This is a genomic window from uncultured Bacteroides sp. (genome assembly GCF_949298305.1).
Classification (GTDB): Bacteria; Bacteroidota; Bacteroidia; order Bacteroidales; family Bacteroidaceae; genus Bacteroides.
Genome location: NZ_CASFWU010000164.1, coordinates 1 through 2,349 on the forward strand (window position 1 = coordinate 1; position 2,349 = coordinate 2,349).

General features: G+C 53.1%; 3 protein-coding genes. 1 reads left to right on the forward strand and 2 read right to left on the reverse strand.

Annotation, left to right across the window (positions count from 1 at the left end):
• Both Q1Y74_RS13925 and Q1Y74_RS13930 read right to left on the reverse strand, forming a co-directional pair.
• A partial coding sequence (locus Q1Y74_RS13925; RefSeq protein ID WP_300814892.1) for a CDP-alcohol phosphatidyltransferase family protein occupies nt 1-666 on the reverse strand: 666 nt, incomplete at its 3' end.
• Nucleotides 667-677: 11 nt separating this feature from the next.
• Entirely contained in the window at nt 678-1,364 is a 687-nt protein-coding gene (locus tag Q1Y74_RS13930; protein WP_300814893.1) for a phosphatidylserine decarboxylase family protein, read from the reverse strand.
• Between the two features lie 211 nt (nt 1,365-1,575).
• Between Q1Y74_RS13930 and Q1Y74_RS13935 the strand changes: the two genes are divergently transcribed.
• On the forward strand, nt 1,576-2,349 hold a 774-nt coding region (locus Q1Y74_RS13935), incomplete at its 3' end, for a PHP domain-containing protein (RefSeq protein WP_300814894.1).

Consider the following 2,349-nt stretch of genomic DNA (forward strand, 5'->3'; position numbering starts at 1 on the left):
TACAATGCAGGTGGCAAAACCTTTCACTTGCAGGAAGGCAAGGAACAGGATGCAGAAAATCAGAAAAGTGAAGCTCACCTTGTTGTCTTTCCACGACAGGTTCTTGAATTTCAGCGAGAACATGGGAAGCTCGGAAACCAGCAGCCACGAGAACAGGCAAACCAATGCCAGCAGGTACAACGGGTGAAAACCGTCGCTGACGAGGATGGAGTGGTAGCCTGCCACCAGCGAACCCCAAAAGAGTGCGTTGGCAGGTACGGGCAGTCCGACGAAGGAAGTGGTCTGGCGGGTGTCGTTGTTGAACTTGGCCAGGCGCAGAGCCGAGAACACCGAAATCAGAAAGGCCGTATAGGGCAGCAGATGGGCGATGCCTTCCATGTATGCGGGATAGGTCATCTCTTTGAACAGTGAGAATACAATGAACGAAGGAGCCGCTCCGAAGCTGACATCGTCGGCCAGCGAGTCCAGGTCTTTCCCGATGACGGAGTGTGCGTTCAGCGCACGTGCGGCCAGTCCGTCGAAGAAGTCGAATACCGCACTGATGAGAATGAACAGCAAGGCCGCTTCGTAGCGCGCCTCGAAAGCCATGACGCAAGAAATGCACCCGGAGAACAAGTTCAGGCAGGTGAGCGTGTTGGGAATATGTCGGGTGATGCAGTTGGCCATGGTTCTTGCGTTTATTTCAGTTTTGCGATGACGGTCTGGTTACCGGTGGTGGTTTGTCCCAGTTGGACCAATATTTCTGTGCCGAGGGGAAGGTAGACATCCACGCGTGAGCCGAATTTGATGAAGCCCATGTGCTCGTCGATGTAGCACTCCTCGCCCGGTTCGGCGTAGGTGACAATGCGCCGTGCCATGGCTCCGGCTATCTGGCGAGCCATGATTTCCACTCCTTCGGGCGTTTCTATCACAACGGTGGAGCGTTCGTTGTCCGTACTGGCTTTGGGCAGCCAGGCTTTCATGAACTTGCCGTTCTGATGGCCCACTTTCTTGACGGTGCCGTCCACGGGGTACCAGTTGGCATGTACGTTGACCAGGCTCATAAAGATGGACACCATGATGCGGCGGTCGTGGAAATACTCTGTCTCCTCCACTTCCTCAACCACAACGACCTTGCCGTCAGCCGGAGCCACCACCACCTTTTCGGTGTCTTGGCCGAAGAGGCGGATGGGACAACGGAAAAAGTTAACCAATATGCCGTACACAACAACGCTGAAAGCTGCCACTACGTAAAAGGGCAATTTGCATTCCAGTCCGAAGTAAAGCGCGCAATTGACGGCAAGCAACAATATGAAACTGCCTACCAGTGTATGCGTTCCTTCACGGTGTATACGTATCTTTTTTAGTTTCTTTAGTCGGCCCATTGATCTTGTTTAATTCTGTTTGAATGGAAATTGTTTGCAAAAATAGGCTTATTTTGAAAATCTAACAAGGATTTGGGGGGGAGAAATGCAAGTGTTGATAACTTTTTGGGAAATATTTTTGCTGTATGTGGCGCTCTTCGTACTTTTATGCTCCAAACGGACGGGCGGCTGCTGAGGTGCATGGCCGCTGCCTGCAAAACTGATGGTTGTTATGCAAGATTTTGTTCATTTACATGTTCATACCCAATATTCGTTGCTCGACGGACAGGCCAGTGTCAGCCGTCTGGTGGACAAGGCCATGAAGGATGGCATGAAGGGCATTGCCGTGACAGACCACGGCAACATGTTCGGCATTAAGGAGTTCACCAACTATGTCAACAAGAAGAACGGCGGGCCGAAAGGGGAAATCAAGGAGCTGAAAAAGAAGATGGCCGACATTGAGAGCGGCAAGGAGGAGTGCGAGGACAAGGAAGCCGCGCTGGCCGATTGCCGTGAGAAGATAGCTGCGGCAGAAGCCCGCATCTTCAAGCCCATCATCGGCTGCGAGATGTACGTGGCACGCCGCACGATGGACAAGAAGGAAGGAAAGCCTGACCAAAGCGGATGGCACCTGGTAGTACTGGCCAAGAACGAGAAGGGCTACCATAATCTCATCAAGCTGGTGTCCCGCGCCTGGACGCAGGGCTACTATATGCGTCCGCGTACCGACCGCAACGAGCTGGAGAAGTATCACGAAGGCCTGATTGTCTGCTCCGCCTGTCTGGGTGGCGAAATCCCCAAGAAGATAACCAACGACCAGTACGAGGAGGCCGAGGAAGCCATCCGCTGGTACAAGCACCTCTTCGGCGATGATTTCTACCTGGAGCTGCAACGCCACAAGGCCACTGTGCCGCGGGCCAATCACGAAGCCTATCCCTTGCAACAGAAGGTGAATGCCAAACTGCTGGAGTACAGCAAGAAGTTCGGCATCAAACTCATCTGCACG